Origin of the sequence: Burkholderia sp. BCC0097, assembly GCF_902832985.1 — a bacterium.
In the GTDB taxonomy this organism is placed as follows: Bacteria; Pseudomonadota; Gammaproteobacteria; order Burkholderiales; family Burkholderiaceae; genus Burkholderia; species Burkholderia orbicola.
This window is the reverse complement of sequence record NZ_CADFDM010000001.1, coordinates 373,050-392,180: the sequence shown is the minus strand read 5'-3', so window position 1 is coordinate 392,180 and position 19,131 is coordinate 373,050. Positions and strand designations below refer to the sequence as shown.

Genomic DNA, 19,131 nt, shown 5'->3' with positions numbered 1-19,131 from the left:
TCGTCTCTCTAGGTTCTTCAACCACAAATCCGCGGTATCGTTGTTTTCCGACAGATGCTTGTCCGGACGCGACGCGCCCGGACAGCCGATGGCGAGTGTCGACTACTTGTCGATCACCAGATCCGACAGCGGCTTGCTGCAGCACAGCAGCACCATCCCCTGATCGATCTCGCGCTGGCGGATGCCGCCGTTGTGCTTCATCTCGACCTGCCCCGACACGAGCTTCACCTTGCAGGTGCCGCACATGCCCTGCGTGCACGATGCGGGCAGCCGCACGCCAGACTGGCGCGCCGCATCGAGCACGTGCTGCTCCGAACCGCACGAAATCTCGCGGTTGCTCTTCGCGAAGCTGACCATGTACTGCTTCGTCGCGGCGTCACCGCCTTCGACCGGCGGCACGAGTTCGGCGAGCACTTCGTCGCTCGCGGTCTGCGCGAGCGTTTCGAACGAGAAGCTTTCCTCGTGATACTGCTTGCGATCGAAACCGGCTTCGTCGAGCAGATCGCGCACCGCCTTCATGTACGGCGCGGGGCCGCACGTGAAGATCTCGCGTTCCATGAAATCCGGCGCGATCAGCTTCAGCAGCGGCAGCGTCAGGAAGCCCGTGACGCCCGGCCAGTTGGTGCGTGCGCCGACGCGCTCGACGACGAACGACGTGCGGAAATTCGTATGGTTCGACGCGATCAGGTCGAGCTCGCGCGCGAAGATGATGTCGTCCGGCGTGCGAGCGCTGTGCACGAACAGGATGTCGCGATCCTCCGCGAGATCGTGGTGCGCGCGGCTCATCGACATCAGCGGCGTAATGCCCGAGCCGGCCGACAGGAACAGGTACTTGCGCGCTGGATGCCGTGCGCAGGTGAATTCGCCGGCCGGGCCGAGCACGCGCACCGACGCGCCCGGCTGCAGGTTGTCGTGCAGCCAGTTCGACACCTTGCCGCCCGGCACGCGCTTGACCGTGATCGAAATCGTGTGCGGCCGCGCCGGCGACGACGAGATCGTGTAGCAGCGATTGATCGTCTCGCCGTCGATGTCGAGCTCGAGCGTGATGAACTGCCCGGGCTCGAACGAGAACGTGCGGCCCTGCGGCGAACGGAAGAAGAAACTCTTCACGTCGTGCGTTTCCTGCCGCACGTGGCAGCACACCAGCGTCTCCTCGACGTCGCTCGTCCAGCGCTCGGGCAGCGCGTTCCAGAAGGCCGGGTGCGTCACCCGGCTATCCGCCGGCTCGAAATTGGCCGCATCTCGCATCATGTCAGCCTCCGCCGGGCCGCCCCAAGGAGGCTGACCGCCCCCTTGGGGGGCAGGGAACGCAGTGAGCGTGGGGGTCGTTTCATCAGTTGCTCCGCTTATACGCTGCTGGATACTACGCGCCGGTTTGTTCGGCGAGCCGGCCGATGTACCAGGCCGAGAATTTTTCGACGAGGCCTTCCGTGTACGGCGAATACGGGCCCGGCTCGTATGCGCTGCTGGTCGCGCCGCGCTGCGAGAATTCGACGAGCGCGCGATCCTGGTCGTTGGTCGCGTTCCACACGGCCGTGAGGTTCTTCACGTCGTAGTCGATGCCTTCCTTCGCGTCCTTGTGCACGAGCCACTTCGTGCGCACGAGCGTCTTGCCGGCCGACAGCGGGATCACGGAGAACGTCACGATGTGATCGCTCATTAAGTGGTGCCACGAGTTCGGCTGCGTCCAGAACGACAGACCGCCGAGGTCGGCCTTGTCGAAGCCGCCGAGCAGCTTCTTAGACGCGACCTTCGCATCGAGCGTCTGCGATTCGCCGTGACGGTCGAGCGGCAGACGCTGCGTGCGGAAACCCGTCACGTCGAGCAGCTTTTCGATTTCGGCGGACGGCAGGCCCATCTCGGCCCACTCCTTGCCGCGCCGCACGCAGGTTTCGGCGAACGCGTCCATGCCTTCGGCATTCGCGTCGGAACGCTGGTAGCCGAAGCCGTATTCGTACAGCGAGATCGTCAGCTCCGGATGGTTCGCGACGCAGTGATAGCACTCGCGGTTGTTCTCCATCGTGAGCTTCCAGTTGCCTTCCTCGATGATGTCGATCTGCGCGGCGATCTTCGTGTTCGGCAAATCGTGCGGCAGCAGGTACGGCTCCATCTCGGCGCGCATCTGCGCGAAATCGACCGGCGGCTCGTCAGCGAGGCAGATGAAGATCAAGCCCGCGAGATTTTCGACGTGCACCGACTTCAGGCTGTGCTTGCAGCGATCGAATTTCTCGCCCATGTGCTCCGCGAACATCAACTGGCCCGTCAGGTTGTAGGTCCAGCTGTGGTACGGGCACACGATGTTGCCGACCGAGCCTTTATCTTCGTTGCACAGGCGCGCGCCGCGGTGACGGCACACGTTGTGGAACGCGCGGATCGCCATGTCGTCGTCGCGCACGATCAGGATCGAATCGTTGCCCAGTTGCACCGTCACGTAATCGCCCGGCTCGGGAATGTCCGGTTCGATCGCCACCTGGATCCAGTGCTGGCGGAAAATCGCCTCCATGTCGAGCGCGAAGATGTCCTCGCTCGTATAGAACGGCGCTTCGAGGCTGTGGCCTTCCTTGCGGCGTTCGATCAGTGCACGAATGTCTGCCGATACTTTCATCGTTTGCTCCGGATTCCTTGCATCCCTGGGTTGCTTGCCGACAGGCATCAAAATCAGTAGTCGATGAGCTGATGCTCGCGCAAATACGCGAGGATCACTTGTGCTTTTTCGACCGAACTCCCTTCATTTACGACGTTGCCGCCACGGCTCTCGGTCGTCGTCGCGGACAGCATCCGGGCGTGCCCGGAGCGCTTCTCGGCGGCGACCAGCTTTACGGGTTTACGCTCGACCGGGCCGACCGTCCACGCGCTGGCGTCGGCGTCCGTCCCGGGGGCCGCGAGCGCCGGCCGGATCGCGCCGGCGCGCAGCCGCGCATACGCATAGCGCGGCTCGACACCAGCGAGCGGGTGGACGGCGACGACGGCCGGCAGCGCCGCATCGACACGCCGCCGCAGCCCTTTCGGCAAAAATTGCCGGACCGCGGCACGGCCACCCTCGACCGTCACGTCGACGGCCGAGCCCACGAGCGGATAGCCGAGCGCCGCGGCGACGCGGTACGGCAGCATCCCGGTGTCGTACGCGCCCTCGGCGCGCGTACCGGTCAGCACGAGGTCGTAGCCTTCGACGCGCGCGGCGAGCGCATGCACGGCATCGTCGCCGTCGCGGCAGGCCAGCACCTCGACCTCCCGCGCGCCCAGCGCCAGATACTCGGCCAGCGCCGCATTCGCGGGGTCGCCGGCATGGATCACGTCGAGCGTCGCGCGATGCTGCTCGGCGAGCTGGCGGCCGGTTTCGAGCGCGGCCGCATCGTTGCGGCTGTAGCGCGCGACGCCGCTGACCGGATGCCGGCCGACGGACACGAGCACCGCGATGCGTTGCAAGGGACGAGGGGCGTTCATGCGGCGACTCCTTCGGGTTCACGGGTGCCGACCGCGGCCGGCGATTCGCCGCGCGCGGCCCGCGCGGCCTGGACCTGTTCGATCAGCGCGGCGATCGTCGCCTGCGCGTCGCCGACCACCGTCAGGTTCGCGCGCTTCGCAATCGGCGCGCTGCCGTCGAGGTTGACCGCGATCACGTGGCGGCAGTCCTTGATCCCCTGCAGGTGCTGCACCGCGCCCGAGATGCCGAACGCGATGTACACGCTCGCCTCGACCGTCTTGCCGGTCGCACCGACCTGCTTGTCACGCGTGAAGTGGCCGTTGTCGACCGCGACGCGGCTCGCGCCGATCGCCGCGCCGAATACGCCGGCCAGCCGCTCGAACGCGCCGATGTCGGACACGCCGTTGCCGGCCGACACGATGAAATCGGCTTCCTCGAGCGCGACCTGGGCCGCGTCGATTTCGTCGAGGCCGAGATCGCGGTACGGCTGCGCGGCGTCATGCGCGGGGCGGATGAAATCGGCGGCCAGCCGCTCGCCCGCGCCGACGAACGGCAGCTTCGCGTCCACCGCGTTTTGCGCGAGCAGGATCACGTCGGGCAGCGCACGGGTCGCGAATGCACGGCCGGCCTGCGCATACGCGCCCACATGCTTCGCATCGATCTCGACGACGTGGGTCGCGACGCTGGCGCCGGCGGCCGCCGCGTAACGCCGGCCGAGATCGCCGTCGCCCGTCGCGTTGTCGGGCACGAACACGTGTTTCGGTGCGAGCGCGGCCACGCAGGCCTGCAATGCTTGCAGTTCGCTTTCGGGATCGAACGCACGGCGATCGAAGCCGGCCAGCTCGATCAGCTTGTCGACGCCGAGTTCCGCGACGTCATCCTTCAGTTCGCCGAATGCCAGCAGCGCGACTTCCGTCTGCGCATCGGCCAGCACGGCGGCGGCGGCGATCGCCTGCCGTGAATGGTCGTCGAGCGCGCCGCGTTCGCCATGGGCGACCACCAGCATCACGTGCTTCGGGTCCTGCAGCGCGCGGCGCGGCTTCGCTGCCGCGGCGCCATGACCGTGCGCGGACCATTGCGCGGCGTTCGCATCGGCGCTGCCTTCCTCGCCGAGCGTGATGCGCTTCAGGCCGGCGGCCGTGATGATGAACGGCCGGCGCGGATCGATTCGTTTGATCGTATTCATCGATTCACTCCAGCGAGGCGGCGACGAGTTCGGCGACGTCGAGCACGTCGGGGCGCGGGCCCACGACGCCTTCGAGCATGGCCGTGCAATTCGGGCAGGCCACCGCGACCACGTCCGCGCCGATCGTGCGCGCGTCGGCGATGCGGATGTCCGGGATGCGCTGCTTGCCGGGGATATCGGTCAGCGGCGCACCGCCGCCACCGCCGCAGCAGCGGCCGCGCATGCCGTTGCGCTCCATCTCGACGACCTGGATGCCGATCGTCTTCAACAGCTTGCGCGGTGCCTCGATCTCGCCGTTGTAGCGGCCGAGGTAGCACGGATCGTGATACGTGGTGCGCTTCTCCTGCAGCGCCTCGACCGCCTTCGGCGCGATCTTGCCGCTGTCGGCCAGTTCGGCCAGATAGGTCGTGTGATGCTTGACCGTCACGCGCAGCCCGAGCGCACGGTATTCGTTGCGCAGGCTGTGCATCACGTGCGGGTCGGCCGTCACGATCTGCTTGTACGACAGCGTGCCGAGCGTACCGATCAGGCGCTTCGCCATCTGCTGGAACGTCGCTTCGTCGCCGAGCCGGCGGGCAACGTCGCCCGTGTCGGTCTCGGTCGAACCGAGCACCGCGTAATCGACGCCCGCCTTGTTCAGCACCTTGACGAACGCGCGCAACGTGCGCTGGTAGCGCATGTCGAACGCGCCTTCGCCCGCGACGAACAGCACGTCGACCGGCTTGCCGGGTTGCGCGACTGGCGCGCTCAGGTCCACCGACCAGTCGTAGCGCGCGGCCGTGTCGTAGCCGCCCATCGTGCCGGTCTCGCGCAGGTTCGCGAGCACTTCCTGGCCCTTGCCCGGCACCGTGCCGTGCACGAGCGTGCGGTTGCGGCGCATGTCGACGATCGCGTCGACGTGTTCGATCAGCATCGGGCATTCCTGCACGCACGCGCGGCAGGTCGTGCACGACCACAGCGTCTGTTCCTCGATCAGGCCCGACACGATCGGGCCGTTCGGCTCGCCGCGATGCTGGCCGACCGGGATGCCCGGCGACGGGCTGCCCGCGTATGCCGCATCGGTGCCGCCGGCCATCCCGACCACGAGATCCTGGATCAGCTTCTTCGGATTCAGCGGCTGGCCCGACGCGAACGCGGGGCACGCGGCTTCGCACTTGCCGCACTGCACGCATGCGTCGAAGCTCAGCAGCTGGTTCCAGCGGAATTCGACCGGCTTCGCGACGCCGTACTCTTGGTGCTCGATGTCCGGCAGCTTCAGCGCGGTCGGCGGCGTGGCCGTGCCGTTGCCGGTGAACGATTCGCGCGTCGCCGCGAAACGCTCCTGGCGCGGGTGGAACGCGAGGTGCAGCAGCCCGGCGATCGCATGCTTCATCGGGCCGCCCTTCGCGGCACCGACCGTCATCGTGAATGCGCCGATACCGATCAGCAGCGCGCAGAGCACCGCGAACGTACCCGACATCGCGCTGGTCGGCACCAGCATGAACAGCACGAGGCCGAGCGCGAACGAACCGAGCAGCCAGGGCAGCGTGTTCCACGGGCCGCGCGACAGGCGCGCCGGTACGTCCTTCGCCGCGCGTCGACGCCACACGAATACCGCGCCGACCAGCATCGCGAGCGCCGCGAGGAAGATCAGCTTGTCGAGCCACGGCGAGTAGATCGCGAGGCCGTAGTTGACGAACACCAGCGCGAGCGCGCCGATCGCGCCGCCGGCGGTCGCGACGTGGGTCTTCGCGATGTACGGATCGCGGGCGACCACGTGGTGCAGGTCGACGAAATAACGCTTCGGGATCGCGAACAGGTTCGCGACGCCGAACGAGCCGGGCGCCGTCGCGCGGCCCAGGCGCCAGTAGGACGAGCGCTTCGCGACCGCGAACGCGAGCCCCGCCACCGACAGCCACAACAGGGCGGTAATGAGGAAGGACGGGTTCATCTTTTAGAAATCCTTCACGAGACGCAGCGAGTCGTAGATCGCACCGTGGACGTTGTGCATCGAGATGCAGTCGCCGACACGGAACAGCAGGAAACGGCCGTTGCCGAGTTCTTCCGACAGGCACGGTTGCGGCTCGGCCGCGAACAGCGTGTGCGGGTCGATCTGGCCGCGGTTCACCGATTCCGGCTTGAGCTTCCAGTACAGTTCGTCGTTCGGCGACGAACCGTTCTCGATCACCACCTGGTCAACGGCGCGCTCTTCCAGTTCTTCCGTGTACTCGTTGCGCAGCACGGCGATCATCTTGCCGTTCTCTTCATAGACGCGATCGAGCATCGTGTTCGGCGTCGGGATCACGCCGAACGCGTACAGGCGGCGATAGAAGATCGGGAACGTCGTGCCGCCGCAATCGTCGGCCACCTTCACGTCCGGCGTGACGACCTCGACCTTCGAGCCGCGGCTCGCCATGAAGTCGGCCACGCCCGCGCCCGCATGCGTGCTCACGCCGTCGAACAGCAGCACGTTCTGCTTCGGCTCGACCTTGCCGGTCAGGATGTCCCACGAGCTGACGGCGAGGCCTTCGGCCACGCCCCACGCCGGCACCTGCCACGTGAAGCTCGACCCGCCTGTCGCGAGCACGACGATGTCCGGCTTCTCGGCCATGATCATCTTCTCGTCGGCGGCCACGCCGAGGCGCCGGTCGACGCCCAGGCGCTTCGTTTCCATGTCGAACCAGCGGATGATCCCCGACATCTGCTCGCGCTGCGGCGCCTTCGCGGCGATCATCACCTGGCCGCCCACTTCCGCGTTCTTCTCGAACAGCACGACGTCGTGGCCGCGCAGCTTCGCGACACGCGCGGCCTCGAGGCCCGCAGGGCCGGCACCGACCACCACGACCTTGCGTTTCGGGCCGCGCGACTTCTCGATGATGTGCGGCATCGTCGCTTCGCGCGACGTCGCCGCGTTCTGAATGCACAGCACGTCGAGGCCGTTGTACTGACGGTCGATGCAGTAGTTCGCGCCGACGCACTGCTTGATTTCGTCCTCGCGGCCGTCGCGGATCTTGATCACCATGTGCGGATCGGCGATCTGCGCGCGCGTCATGCCGACCAGGTCGATCATCCCGTTCGCGAGCAGGCGCTCGGCCTGGCCCGCGTCGCGGATGCTCTGCGCGTGCATCACCGGAATCTTCACGACCGACTTGATGCCAGCCGCGAGGTGCACGAACGGCTCCGGCGGCAACGCCATCGGCGGCATGCAGTTGGCGATCGTGTTGTGCGTGTCGCCGCCCGACCCAACCACGCTCAGGTAGTCGATCAGGCCCGTCTCCGACATCGCCTGCGCGATTTCCTTCAGCGCTTCGTGATCGAGGCCGTCCTCGTGGAATTCGTCGCCGCACATGCGCAGGCCGACGCAGAAATCCTTGCCGACCGCCTCGCGCACGGCCGTCAGCACTTCGATGCCGAAGCGCAGGCGGTTTTCGAGGCTGCCGCCCCATTCGTCGGTGCGATGGTTCGAACGCTTGCTCCAGAACTGGTCGATCAGGTGCTGGTGCGCGGCGGAGATTTCGATGCCGTCCATGCCGGCCGCCTTCACGCGCTTCGCGGCCGCCGCGAAATCGCCGATGATGCGGCGAATTTCCTCGATCTCGATGATCTTCGCGTTGCCGCGGTGCACGGGTTCGCGCACGCCCGACGGCGACATCAGGTGCGGCCAGTGCTCGCCGTGGAACGACGAACGGCGGCCCATGTGCGTCGCCTGGATCATGATCTTCGCGCCGTGCTTGTGCATCGTGTCTGCCAGGCGCGTGAGCGGATCGATGATCTTGTCGGTCGACAGGTTCACCGATTTCCACCAGCCTTGCGGGCTGTCGATCGACACCGGGCTCGAACCGCCGCAGATGGCCAGGCCGACGCCACCCTTCGCCTTTTCTTCGTAATAGCGGATGTAGCGGTCGCCCGGCAGGCCGCCCGGCTCGGCATACACCTCCGCGTGCGCGGTGCTGACGATCCGGTTGCGCAGCGTCAGCTGGTTCAGCTGCATGGGTTTGAACAGGTGGGGATAACGCATCGCTGGCGACCTCTGGCGTTCGAATGTCTCGTGTTGCGGGTGTTGTTCTGCTTCAGTGAATCAATGCGTCAGTGCATCAGTGCGCGATCGGCGACACTTCGAAGACGCAGTGGTCGTGATGCTCGGCCGCGCACTGCACTTCCTTCGAGTACGCACGCGGCGCGCCCTTGCCTTCCGGCGTCGTGTCGTTGACCCAGTCCATCGCGCCCGCGAACCAGCCCGCGAACATGTAGCAGAGCTTGCCTTCCTTGCCCGGCTGCTGGAGCACGAACGATGAGTGGCGCAGCTCGATCTTCGCGCGTGCGCTCGCCGGATCGGCCTCGATGATCGAGAACAGGCCCCAGCCGCGTTGCGACAGGCGCTTCAGGTAGTGCTCGAACACGGCCATGCCGGTGATGCCGTGCTGCTTCGCTTCCTTGTCGCACCAGTGGTAAGCGGATTTGTAGCCGGCCTTGTAGAGGATCTCGGCATACGCTTCGACGCCGAGCGCTTCCTCGACGGCGACGTGGTTGTTCGTGAAGAAGTGGCGCGGCACGTATAGCATCGGCAGCGCGTCGGTGGTCCAGACGCCGGTATCGGGATCGACGTTGATCGGCAGTTGCGGTTGCATCGTGGTGACTCCGTGAGGAAATTGGCCGCGCGGCTCGGTGCGCCGGCGCGACATCGTCCGCGCGCCCACGCTGCTTGCGCGGGCACGTCCCGATTTTTTTATGTTGAAACGAAGGGAGCGGTTCGGCTCGGCGAGGGCTTACGCGCCCCACACGTCCTTGAACACGCGCACCCAGTTCTCGCCCATGATCTTGCGGATGCGCGACTCGCTCCAGCCGTGGCGTTCCATCGCGGCCGTCAGGTTCGGGAATTCGCCGATCGTGCGGATGCCGTCCGGGTTGATCACCTTGCCGAAGTTCGTCAGCTGGCGATAGCGGCCCTTGTCATGCGTGAGCATGTCGAAGAATTCCTTCGCGAAATCCTGCGTGAAGTCCGTGCCGATGCCGACCGCGTCTTCGCCGATCAGGTTCACGACGTAGTCGATCGCCTCGATGTAGTCGTCGATGTTCGCTTCGATGCCGCGCTTCAGGAACGGCGCGAACATCGTCACGCCGACGAAGCCGCCCGCATCGGCGATCTCCTTCAGCTGCGCGTCGCTCTTGTTGCGCGGATGTTCCTTCAGGCCCGACGGCAGGCAGTGCGAATAGCACACCGGCTTCTTCGAGAACGCGATCGCTTCCGACGACGTGTTGCCGCCCACATGCGACAGGTCGACCATGATGCCGACGCGGTTCATCTCGGTGATCACTTCGCGGCCGAAGTCCGACAGGCCGCCGTCGCGCTCGTAGCAGCCGGTGCCGACCAGGTTCTGCGTGTTGTAGCAGAGCTGCACGACGCGCACGCCCATGTCGGCGAACGCCTCGATGTAGCCGAGGTTGTCCTCGAACGCATGCGCGTTCTGGAAGCCGAGGATGATCCCGGTCTTGCCTTCCTTCTTCGCGCGGAAGATGTCGTCCGTCGTGCGCACGAGCGTCAGAAGCTCGCCGTTGTCGCGGATCTTCTTCTTCATCACGCCGATGTTGTCGACGGTCTTGGTGAAGTTCTCCCACACCGACACCGTGCAGTTCGCGGCCGTGATGCCGCCCTTTCGCATGTCCTCGAACACCGGCTTCTCGAACTTCGAGATGTTCAGTCCGTCGATGATGATGCTGTCCTGATGCAGCGTGCTCATATCTGCTCTCGCTCGTGTGACTGTTCTTGTGGGGTCGATCAGTAGATCGGGAAGCGCTCGCAGAGCGCGAAGATCTCGCGGCGCACGCGCTGTTCGGTTGCCGGGTCGCCTTCCGGGTTCGCACGCAGCGCGTCGAACACTTCGAGGATCAGGCGGCCGACTTCACGGAACTCCGCGACGCCGAAGCCGCGCGTCGTGCCGGCCGGCGTGCCGAGGCGGATGCCCGACGTGACGGTCGGCTTCTCGGTGTCGAACGGGATGCCGTTCTTGTTGCAGGTGATGCCCGCGCGTTCCAGCGCCTGCTCGACCGGCGCGCCCTTCAGGCCCTTCGGGCGCAGGTCGACCAGCAGCAGGTGGTTGTCGGTGCCGCCCGTGACGAGATCGACGCCGCCGGCCTTCAGCACTTCGCCGAGCGCCTGCGCGTTCGCGAGCACGTTGTCGATGTAGGTCTTGAAGTCGGCATGCAGCACCTCGCCGAACGCGACGGCCTTGCCGGCGATCACGTGCATCAGCGGGCCGCCCTGCAGGCCGGGGAATACCGCCGAGTTGATCTTCTTCGCGATCTCCTCGTCGTTGGTCAGCACGAAGCCGCCGCGCGGGCCGCGCAGCGTCTTGTGCGTGGTCGACGTGACGACGTGAGCGTGCTCGACCGGGTTCGCGTGGCGGCCCGCGGCGATCACCCCCGCGATGTGCGCCATGTCGACCATCAGCTTCGCGCCGACGCTGTCGGCGATCGCGCGAAAGCGTGCGAAGTCGAGCGCGCGCGGGTACGCCGAGAAGCCGGCGATGATGAGGTTCGGCTTGTGCTCGTGAGCAAGGGCCTCGACCTGGTCGTAGTCGATGCGCAGCGTGTCGCGGTTCACGCCGTACTGGACGGCGTTGAACCACTTGCCGGACAGCGCCGGCTTCGCGCCGTGCGTCAGGTGGCCGCCGGCATCCAGCGACATGCCGAGCACCGTGTCGCCCGGCTTCGCCAGCGCGAGCATCACCGAGCCGTTCGCCTGCGCGCCCGAGTGCGGCTGCACGTTCGCATAGCCGGCGTTGAAGATCTGCTTCACGCGTTCGATCGCGAGCGCCTCGACTTCATCGGCGAATTCGCAGCCGCCGTAGTAGCGCTTGCCGGGATAGCCTTCCGCGTACTTGTTGGTCAGCACCGAGCCCTGCGCCTCGAGCACGGCGCGCGACACGATGTTTTCCGACGCGATCAACTCGACCTGCGACTGCTGACGCTCGAGTTCCTTCAGGATGGCGCTGCGCACCGGCGCGTCGCGCTCGGCAAGGGGCTGCGAGAAGAAAGGCTGGGTGTTCGACATAGTGCGTCCGTGACGAAGAATAAAGGGCTGCAACCGAAGCTCAGGGCCCGCCGTGCCTGGGTTTCCCGCTCGTCCAGTACAAGGCTGCCGACGGCTCTATTCTTGTCGTTCGGATTTTCGGCGGATTGATGAATTTAGACGCGTTCTTTGCCTTTTCCGCCATGCGCGTCCGTTTTATACAAGTGACCGGTCGTGCTTTTCGGGACGACCGCCCGAAACGGTGTGCAGTGTTCACCTATGGACACGCACACCGGCAGTGCGTTTGCCGCACGTTCGCGTGCGGCGTCTCCCGGATACGGTGCAGTGCAGCAACGGCCCGATGCCCAGACAACGTATGGAGCTAGGGTTTAGCCGTATGGCACGCTTGTTGCACTCGCTCACACAATACCGCAGCCCGATCCGTGCCCCGGGCCAAAAGCTATTAGAGATTCAAGGAACGCTCCCCATGTCGCCCGACCGCACAGCGTCGCTGTCCCACTTCGCGTTCATGCCGTTACCGAACTTCACGATGATCGCGTTCACCAATGCGATCGAGGTGCTTCGGATGGCGAACTACCTGAGCGGCCAGCCGCTCTACCGCTGGTCGGTGATCAGCCCGGACGGCGGTCCGGTCACGGCGAGCAACGGCCTCACGGTCGACACGGGCCCGGCCGAATGCGCGGGGCAACCCGACATCGTGTTCGTGTGCGGCGGCGTCGACGTGCAGCGTGCGACCACGCCCGCCCATCTGTCGACGCTGCGCCGCTTCGCGCGCTCGGGCATCCCGCTCGGCAGCCTGTGCACGGGCACCTATGCACTCGCGAAATCGGGGCTGCTCGCGGGCTACGCGTGCGCGATCCACTGGGAGAACATGTCGGCGCTGAAGGAAGAGTTTCCGGACACGCGCTTCCTGAAGGAACTGTTCGTGATCGATCGCGACCGCATCACATGCACGGGCGGCGTCGCACCGCTCGACATGATGCTGAACCTGATCGCCGCGCGCGTGGGCACGGCCCGGGTCACGCAGATCGCCGAGCAGTTCATCGTCGAACACGTGCGCGACACGAGTGCGCAGCAGCGCATGCCGCTCGTCGCGCGCCTCGGCTCGGCGAACAAGTCGTTGTTCGAAGTGATCTCGTTGATGGAGAACAACATCGAGGAGCCGCTGTCGCGCGAAGAGCTCGCGCGACTCGCGAACATGTCGCAGCGGCAGTTGCAGCGCCTGTTCCGCGAGCATCTCGGAATGACGCCGACGCACTACTACCTGACGCTGCGGCTGCGCCGTGCGCGCGAGTTGCTGCTGCAGACCGACATGTCGATCATGCACATCACGATGGCGTGCGGCTTCCAGTCGGCATGCCACTTCAGCAAGAGCTATCGCGACGCGTTCGGCGTCGCGCCGACGCGCGAGCGCCGCAAGCAGGTCGCGCCGCTCGCGCAGGGTGCGGTGAGTGCTGCGCCGGCGTTTCCGGCGCGTGTGCTGCATGCGTGAGGCGGGCGCTGTGCGGGAGGAAACATGCCGAGCGACTGCAAAGGCATGATCCAAAACGCCAGGTGGACGTTTCAGCTTTTCGGCGCGATGCTTTCGCGCCGCTTCAACTGACGGCATTACCGCTGTAATCGCCGATCCCTCCTCCCGGTACGCTCCCCTTACAAAACGTGTTCGTCGAGAATCGGCGGACGTCCCGCCAAATAGCCCAGCCCGTCCGCGGCTAGCCATTCCCGAGAGCAGGCATACCGCCTCCATCATGTAATCGCGCCTCGCTGTCGTCCGGCACGACGATAAGCGCGATCATGTATTGAAGCTAGCGTGGGGTTTTCGCGAATCGCTTATTCAATATTGCCGATTGTCACGGCATCTATTTTCAGACGGAATCCAAACTAAAATCATACTCGTCCGATAGACACGGCGACCATTCCCGGCGAACGTTCATAGCTCGTTCATGCATGAAGTATCCGAGCCTATGACAGAAAAAGAACAAGCCGATTGTCCATATTTTCTTCACTCGTCGATCCAGCTTTACGCGATGGTTCAGCATTCGAGCACCACGCGGCCCTATGCTCCCGACGCAATCGATTCAGCAGATAGCGGCAACATGCAAATGATCTGCACGATTGATCCGTTCATTTGCACCTACCTTTCACCCGTTGATGCAGTCATAGGTTCGCGGACGCTTGCGCGCGACGATGGCCACTTCTGGCCCATCGATTTCCGGCAGGTCGACACCCGTCATTTCATAGAACAGCATGGCCGACTGTTGATCGCCGTGAACTATGCGTATGCGGCGACCGGGGGCCGTCTGGTGGTTTCCGATGCAGGCTATCCGTTGATGACCTACACCTCTGCATCCTTCGACGTGCCGGTCGAACATCGCGACCACTTCACCATCCGCTTCCCCGACAGTGTGGCCGATCGAATTGAAACCGCCTATTCACGCGCCGGACTATCCGAGTTCAGCAAGACGCTCGACACGATGGATACATGGACCACCGAGCAAATAGCCGATGCAGAGGCCGAAGCATCGGCACATATGCCGCTGACCGTCGCCATTGAAGGCGCGGAAATCGATCAGTACGCGATTTACGATCCCGAGTCGGTTGACTGGGTCTTTACCAACTTCGATTGAGGAAACAACATGAGACGACGAGCAGTGAGGAATGGCGATCCGACGACAACGGGCGGTGTTGTCATTGCGGTGACGTCTACGATGTTCAATCACGGCAAACAGGTAGCCGTGGATGGCGACAAGGCCACATGCGGGAATTGCGAAGGGGCGTTCCCGATAGTGGGCGGCGCACAGCGCATGATTCACCACGGGCGATGTGTTGCGCTGGAGGGTGACGCCGTATTGTGTCCATGCGGGCGAAACCGACTGATCGCGGGAAGCGACAGCACGATTTTTTATGGGGGCAGCGGTAGCGGAAATGCAGCGAACCCGTTCGCTGCGGGTTCGGCATTGGCACCCACGCGGCACATGGCTGCACCCGGTATCCACGACGACCAATTCGTGATCCGCGACGTGCGGACAAAGCAGCGATTAAGCAACGTGCGCTATTGGATCAAGGATCGATCCGGAAACGTACTAGCAACGGGCGTGAGCGATCGGCATGGTTGTACCGCACGCGTGCAAACCGAAGACGCGCAAATTTTGACGCTGGACATCGAGGACTGAGAAGATGGGAAACCAAACTACCGTTGCCGAGACAACGACAAACACCATCGAGGGCTCGCAGCGATTCGCGGACGTCGACTTGCGTCCGATCTGCGAAAACATGACGAATTCAGAATTTCGTAAGATGTTCGCGGTCGCACAGGGGCGCGCGGTCGATCGATTGACGATTCGCATCGCCGACTTGAAGAAGTGGTCAAAGCAGGACAAAGATCGCGTGTTCAAGTGGTTCGGTCGCGACGACGACAAAACTCGGATGCATTTGCTCACGGGCTTAACGAAGGTACTTGGCGTAGTTCGGGCATTCAATGAAAACAACGTCGTTCGGAGCGGTAGCCCCGGCGATCTAGCGACGGGTTGCACGCCTCATCCGCGCGGAACGACCAACGAGGCCGCTCACGTGTGTGCGCCTGACACAACGACGCATACGATCGCGATTGGCGAGCGATTCTGCACGATGCGTCCGTGGACCGCGAATGCCGATTCACACGTATCAACTATCATTCACGAAGCGACTCATTTCCACGACACTATGTCGTCAACCGATGACCAATACACGATTACCCCGTTGCTCCCTGGGTGGGGACAATCACATCCCGAGTTGTCAATCCACAACGCCGACAGCATCGCGGGGTACGTCGTTGATATTGACTAAATTCCTAACAGCGCTCGCGCTCGCATTGAGCTGCACACAATCAGTATTGGCATGTGAAGGTCCGTCGAACTTGCCGGGTTGGGATTTTGATGTTCGATTCAGCAAGGATTCGAGCGACCTGTCTATCGCCGAACTGGCGAAGCTGTCCGTATGGTCGACCGACATGCGCAACCGATATTCCATTATCGATGTGGTGTCGATTGTCGGACTGGCGGAACCAACTGAGAAAGATCCGAAGGTCCTTGCTCAACAACGTGCCGCGAATGTCAAGGCTGCATTGGATCAGTTTTCGATTCGAGGCGAGCGGAATTCCATCATCGCGCGAATCTATAAGTTGCCGTTTCCCCCGAGTGAGTTCGACGATACCGGGCGTCGCGTCGAGATCACGTTCGGCCCAGGGTGCCCCGATCACTGTTGCCCGAACCTGAACCCGATACCTAACACGCACTAACGTTACACGACGCATTTACTGGCCCGCGCAATGCGGGCCATCTTCTTCCAACACCTTCACCAGCGTTTTCGCTCGGCTTCTACTTACGATCCCCACACCTGCATTTCATAGAGCGAATACCCCCACTGCGTCGCCCGCTTCGTGCCGAGCATCCGCACGTAGCGGCCGCTTCCGTTGAGATTCGGCAGCGTGACGTGGCTATATGAACCGCCGTTGCTCGTCGAGTAGATCGTCGTCCAGTTCACGTTGTCGTTCGACGTCTGAATCTGGTAGACGAGCGCGCCTGCGTCCCAGTACAGATCGATGCTGCTGATGGTCTTCGTCGCACCGAGATCCACCGAGATCCATTGCGGATCGACGCCCGCGCCTTCCGGCGAATCCCAGCGCGTGCTCGCCGTGTTGCCGTCGAATGCCTTGTCCGCCGTGAGTGATGCGTTGTAGCTCGCCGACGCCGCGGCCGGCCGCCCCTGCGACAGCAGCGTGCGCGTCACGGCCGGGCCGCCGTAGTAGCTCGACCCGAGCTTCGCCTTCGTCGTGTCGGCATTCACGCCGAACTGCGACAGGCTCCAGCGCTGGCCGGTCGTCACGTCGCCCACATACAACTGATAACCGCCCGCCGTCGTCGACGAGAAGAACAGGTAGTTCGTGCCGTTCACCGGCGCCGGATCCGAGTTGTTGCTCGTGCAGTCGTTGAGCGCCAGCGCGTTCGGCGTCGAGGCCGGGTCGGCCGTCTTCGAGTAGATCTGGTCGGCCCCGCCGCTGTCCTTCCAGCGCGCGTAGTACACCATGCCGTCCGCGCGCACGATCGGGTAATACGTCTGCAGCCCGGCCGGACGATCGAACACGGCGGTCGCGCCGGTCGCGATCGTGCGCTTCATCAGCCCCATGTTCGAGCCGGTGCCGGTCGCGTAGTACACGGCGCTCGCGTCCGGCGCGAGGAACGGCATCGAGTATTCGGCGCCGGCCGGCGCGTTCGTCAGGCTCACGACCGACGTGAACACCGGGCCTGCGCTCGTGTACGACAGCGTCGCCTGCTTGACGTCGCCGTTCTGCTTGAACACGAGCGTCTTGCCGTCCGTGCTGAACTTCGGGTCTTCGTTGCGCGTGGCGCCCGTGCTGTTCGTCATGTTGACGGGCGGCGTGCCGGCACCGAGCTGCAGCATGAATACGTTCCACGCGCCGTTGCGGATACCCATGAACGCGAGCCACTTGCCGTCGGGGCTGAACACGCCGTTCATCGGATCGGTGATGCCCCACGCGCTCTTGCTGAGTTGCGTCAGCGTATGGGCCGAGAAATCGTAGAGGAACAACTGGCTCGTGCCGTCGCCGTATTTGACGTAGCTGTGGTAGACGAGCTTGCCGGTCAGCGCGGCGGGGAACGTCGCGGTCGGCTGGGCAGCGGGATTGTTGACGCAGGCTGCGGCGGCCACGCCGCTGAACAGGTTGAGGGCGATGCCGGCCACGAGGCCCGCGACGAGGGTCTTCAGTTTCACGCTGGATACTTCCGGGTAAGGTACGGACGCCTCAGAAAGGACTCGCGCGACACGCGCGGGCGTCCCGGATCGGCGGTCGGCAGCGTGAATTCCGTATCGGTCGGACAGCGGGAACAAAGCTTGCGAGAGGATGCCCGTTCGTCAGACGAAAGAACAGGATCAGAGCGCTGATAAAACATACGGATCAGCGATTTGGGGCGCGCTTGCACGTGACGGCTGCCGTACTACTCTGTGTCATCAGGGCACAACGGCCGGGGGACACGCATGAAGCTCTATGCGGTGCTGGCGCAGACGATCGCCGACGCGATCCGGCGCGGCGACCTGGCGGCCGGCGCGCGCATCCCTACCGTGCGCGCGGCATGCCGCGCGTATCGGGTGAGCCCGTCCACGGTGTTTCGTGCGTACTACGCGCTCGAAAGCGAGGGCCTGATCGTCGCGCGGGCGCGCTCGGGTTATTTCGTGGCGAACGTCGCGGACAAGCACGTGCGGTTCGGCCGCGATCCGCCGCGCAAGCCGGGCGTCGCGCAGAACGACGCCGCGCAAACCGGCGACGACGATGCGCTGTTCCGCCTGCTCGACTCGCTCAAATGCGACGACATCGTGCCGCTCGGCTCGGCATTCGCGAGCTATTCGCTGTTCCCGATGAGCAGCCTGTGGCGTCAGGTGGCGTCGGCCGCGCGCCACATGGACCGCACGAAACTGCTCGAAGGCTTGCCGCCCGGCAACGAAGCGCTGCGCCGCCAGATCGCGTTGCGCTACCTGAACGCGGGCGCGTCGCTGCCGCTGGAGGAAATCGTCATCACGACGGGCGCGACCGAAGCGCTGACGCTCAGCCTGCAGGCGCTGACGCGCCCGGGCGACATCGTCGCGATCGAACGGCCGGCCTTCCACGCGGTGCTGCAGGCCGTCCAGTGCCTGCATCTGAAGGCCGTCGAGATTCCGGTCGACCCGCGCACGGGCCTCGACCTCGACGCGCTCGCCGAGGCGCTCGACACGCATCCGGTACGCGCGTGCTGGTTCATGACGTCATTTCACAACCCGACCGGCGCGACGCTGACCGACGAGCGCAAGCGCGCGCTGATCGACCTGCTCGCGTCGCGCGGTGTGCCGCTGATCGAGGACGACGTGTATGGCGAATTGCAGTTCGGCACGGCGCCCACGCGGCCCGCGAAACTGTATGACGACAGTGGGCTCGTCCTGCATTGCGGATCGTTCTCGAAATGTCTTGCGCCCGGGTTCCGGATCGGCTGGGTCGCGGCCGGCCGCTTCGTGCGGCAGATCCGCGAGGCCAAAGGCACGAGCGCGCCGGCCGCCGACGTACCCGCGCAGATGGCGATATCGAGCTACCTGCGCGACGGCGCATACGACCGCTTCCTGCGCAAGCTGCGGCGCAATCTCGCCGCGCACCAGGCGCAAATGCTGTCGGCCGTGCGCGCGTATTTTCCGACGGATACCGAAGTGTTCGCGCCGCGCGGCGGGTATTTCCTGTGGATCGAATTGCCGCCGCACATGGATGCGATGCACCTGTTCGACGACGCGATGGAAAGCGGCGTCAGCATCGCGCCCGGGCCGATCTTCTCCGCGACCGGCGGCTTCCGCCGCTATCTGCGGCTCAACTACGGGCGGCCGTGGACACCGGCCGTCGAGCGCGCGCTGGAGACGCTCGGCACGCTCGCGGCCCGGCAGCGGCACGGCGGCTAGCACGAAACCGGCGGCACGAAATGTGCGCCACGCAACGCGCGA

Annotated in this window: 16 protein-coding genes; 6 read left to right on the top strand and 10 right to left on the bottom strand. The window is 64.7% G+C overall.

All coding sequences use genetic code 11. The features are described from left to right. Nucleotides 1-102: 102 nt before the first annotated feature. The 9 genes from HWX07_RS01660 to HWX07_RS01620 form a co-directional block, all read right to left on the bottom strand. Nucleotides 103-1,251 carry a hybrid-cluster NAD(P)-dependent oxidoreductase gene (locus HWX07_RS01660; protein ID WP_175874933.1) on the bottom strand — a complete coding sequence of 383 codons (1,149 nt, stop codon included), beginning with the start codon at nucleotides 1,249-1,251 and terminating at the stop codon, nucleotides 103-105. Nucleotides 1,252-1,363: 112 nt separating this feature from the next. Further along, nucleotides 1,364-2,605 (bottom strand): aromatic ring-hydroxylating dioxygenase subunit alpha, encoded by a 1,242-nt coding sequence (locus tag HWX07_RS01655; protein ID WP_175874932.1) that lies wholly within the window; start codon nucleotides 2,603-2,605, stop codon nucleotides 1,364-1,366. Nucleotides 2,606-2,658: 53 nt separating this feature from the next. Then, complete coding sequence (locus HWX07_RS01650; RefSeq protein WP_175874931.1) at nucleotides 2,659-3,444, bottom strand: electron transfer flavoprotein subunit beta/FixA family protein; 786 nt, start codon at nucleotides 3,442-3,444, stop codon at nucleotides 2,659-2,661. Next, the gene (locus tag HWX07_RS01645) at nucleotides 3,441-4,610 is read right to left on the bottom strand and encodes an electron transfer flavoprotein subunit alpha/FixB family protein (RefSeq protein ID WP_023475631.1); all 1,170 of its coding nucleotides are present in this window, start codon (nucleotides 4,608-4,610) and stop codon (nucleotides 3,441-3,443) included. Before HWX07_RS01645 ends, HWX07_RS01650 begins: the two co-directional genes overlap by 4 nt. A gap of 4 nt (nucleotides 4,611-4,614) precedes the next feature. Further along, a complete protein-coding gene (locus HWX07_RS01640; protein ID WP_175874930.1) occupies nucleotides 4,615-6,540 on the bottom strand; it encodes a (Fe-S)-binding protein in 1,926 nt (641 codons plus the stop codon). A gap of 3 nt (nucleotides 6,541-6,543) precedes the next feature. Further along, the gene (locus HWX07_RS01635; protein ID WP_006488987.1) at nucleotides 6,544-8,607 is read right to left on the bottom strand and encodes an NADH:flavin oxidoreductase; all 2,064 of its coding nucleotides are present in this window, start codon (nucleotides 8,605-8,607) and stop codon (nucleotides 6,544-6,546) included. A 76-nt stretch (nucleotides 8,608-8,683) separates the two neighbouring features. Then, nucleotides 8,684-9,217: a DUF5943 domain-containing protein gene (locus HWX07_RS01630; protein ID WP_006480657.1), complete on the bottom strand. Its 534-nt coding sequence runs from the start codon at nucleotides 9,215-9,217 to the stop codon at nucleotides 8,684-8,686. A gap of 138 nt (nucleotides 9,218-9,355) precedes the next feature. Beyond that, nucleotides 9,356-10,327, bottom strand: a complete 972-nt coding sequence (locus tag HWX07_RS01625) for a dipeptidase (protein WP_006480656.1) — start codon at nucleotides 10,325-10,327, stop codon at nucleotides 9,356-9,358. A gap of 38 nt (nucleotides 10,328-10,365) precedes the next feature. Next, complete coding sequence (locus HWX07_RS01620; RefSeq protein ID WP_175874929.1) at nucleotides 10,366-11,640, bottom strand: serine hydroxymethyltransferase; 1,275 nt, start codon at nucleotides 11,638-11,640, stop codon at nucleotides 10,366-10,368. A gap of 355 nt (nucleotides 11,641-11,995) precedes the next feature. Between HWX07_RS01620 and HWX07_RS01615 the strand changes: the two genes are divergently transcribed. The 5 genes from HWX07_RS01615 (at nucleotide 11,996) to HWX07_RS01595 (ending at nucleotide 15,895) form a co-directional block, all read left to right on the top strand. Continuing rightward, nucleotides 11,996-13,111: a GlxA family transcriptional regulator gene (locus HWX07_RS01615; RefSeq protein ID WP_011547094.1), complete on the top strand. Its 1,116-nt coding sequence runs from the start codon at nucleotides 11,996-11,998 to the stop codon at nucleotides 13,109-13,111. A gap of 472 nt (nucleotides 13,112-13,583) precedes the next feature. Next, a complete protein-coding gene (locus tag HWX07_RS01610; protein ID WP_244129908.1) occupies nucleotides 13,584-14,246 on the top strand; it encodes a hypothetical protein in 663 nt (220 codons plus the stop codon). A 9-nt stretch (nucleotides 14,247-14,255) separates the two neighbouring features. Then, entirely contained in the window at nucleotides 14,256-14,792 is a 537-nt protein-coding gene (locus HWX07_RS01605) for a PAAR domain-containing protein (protein WP_175874927.1), read from the top strand. A 4-nt stretch (nucleotides 14,793-14,796) separates the two neighbouring features. Next, a complete protein-coding gene (locus HWX07_RS01600; RefSeq protein ID WP_175874926.1) occupies nucleotides 14,797-15,444 on the top strand; it encodes a M35 family metallo-endopeptidase in 648 nt (215 codons plus the stop codon). A gap of 25 nt (nucleotides 15,445-15,469) precedes the next feature. Further along, a complete protein-coding gene (locus HWX07_RS01595; RefSeq protein WP_244129907.1) occupies nucleotides 15,470-15,895 on the top strand; it encodes a hypothetical protein in 426 nt (141 codons plus the stop codon). A gap of 83 nt (nucleotides 15,896-15,978) precedes the next feature. Here HWX07_RS01595 and HWX07_RS01590 read toward each other — a convergent pair whose 3' ends face one another. Next, the gene (locus tag HWX07_RS01590; protein WP_175874925.1) at nucleotides 15,979-17,388 is read right to left on the bottom strand and encodes a discoidin domain-containing protein; all 1,410 of its coding nucleotides are present in this window, start codon (nucleotides 17,386-17,388) and stop codon (nucleotides 15,979-15,981) included. A gap of 264 nt (nucleotides 17,389-17,652) precedes the next feature. On the opposite strand from HWX07_RS01590, the gene HWX07_RS01585 reads away from it, so the two are divergent. Next, a complete protein-coding gene (locus HWX07_RS01585; RefSeq protein WP_175874924.1) occupies nucleotides 17,653-19,089 on the top strand; it encodes a PLP-dependent aminotransferase family protein in 1,437 nt (478 codons plus the stop codon). Nucleotides 19,090-19,131: the final 42 nt, after the last annotated feature.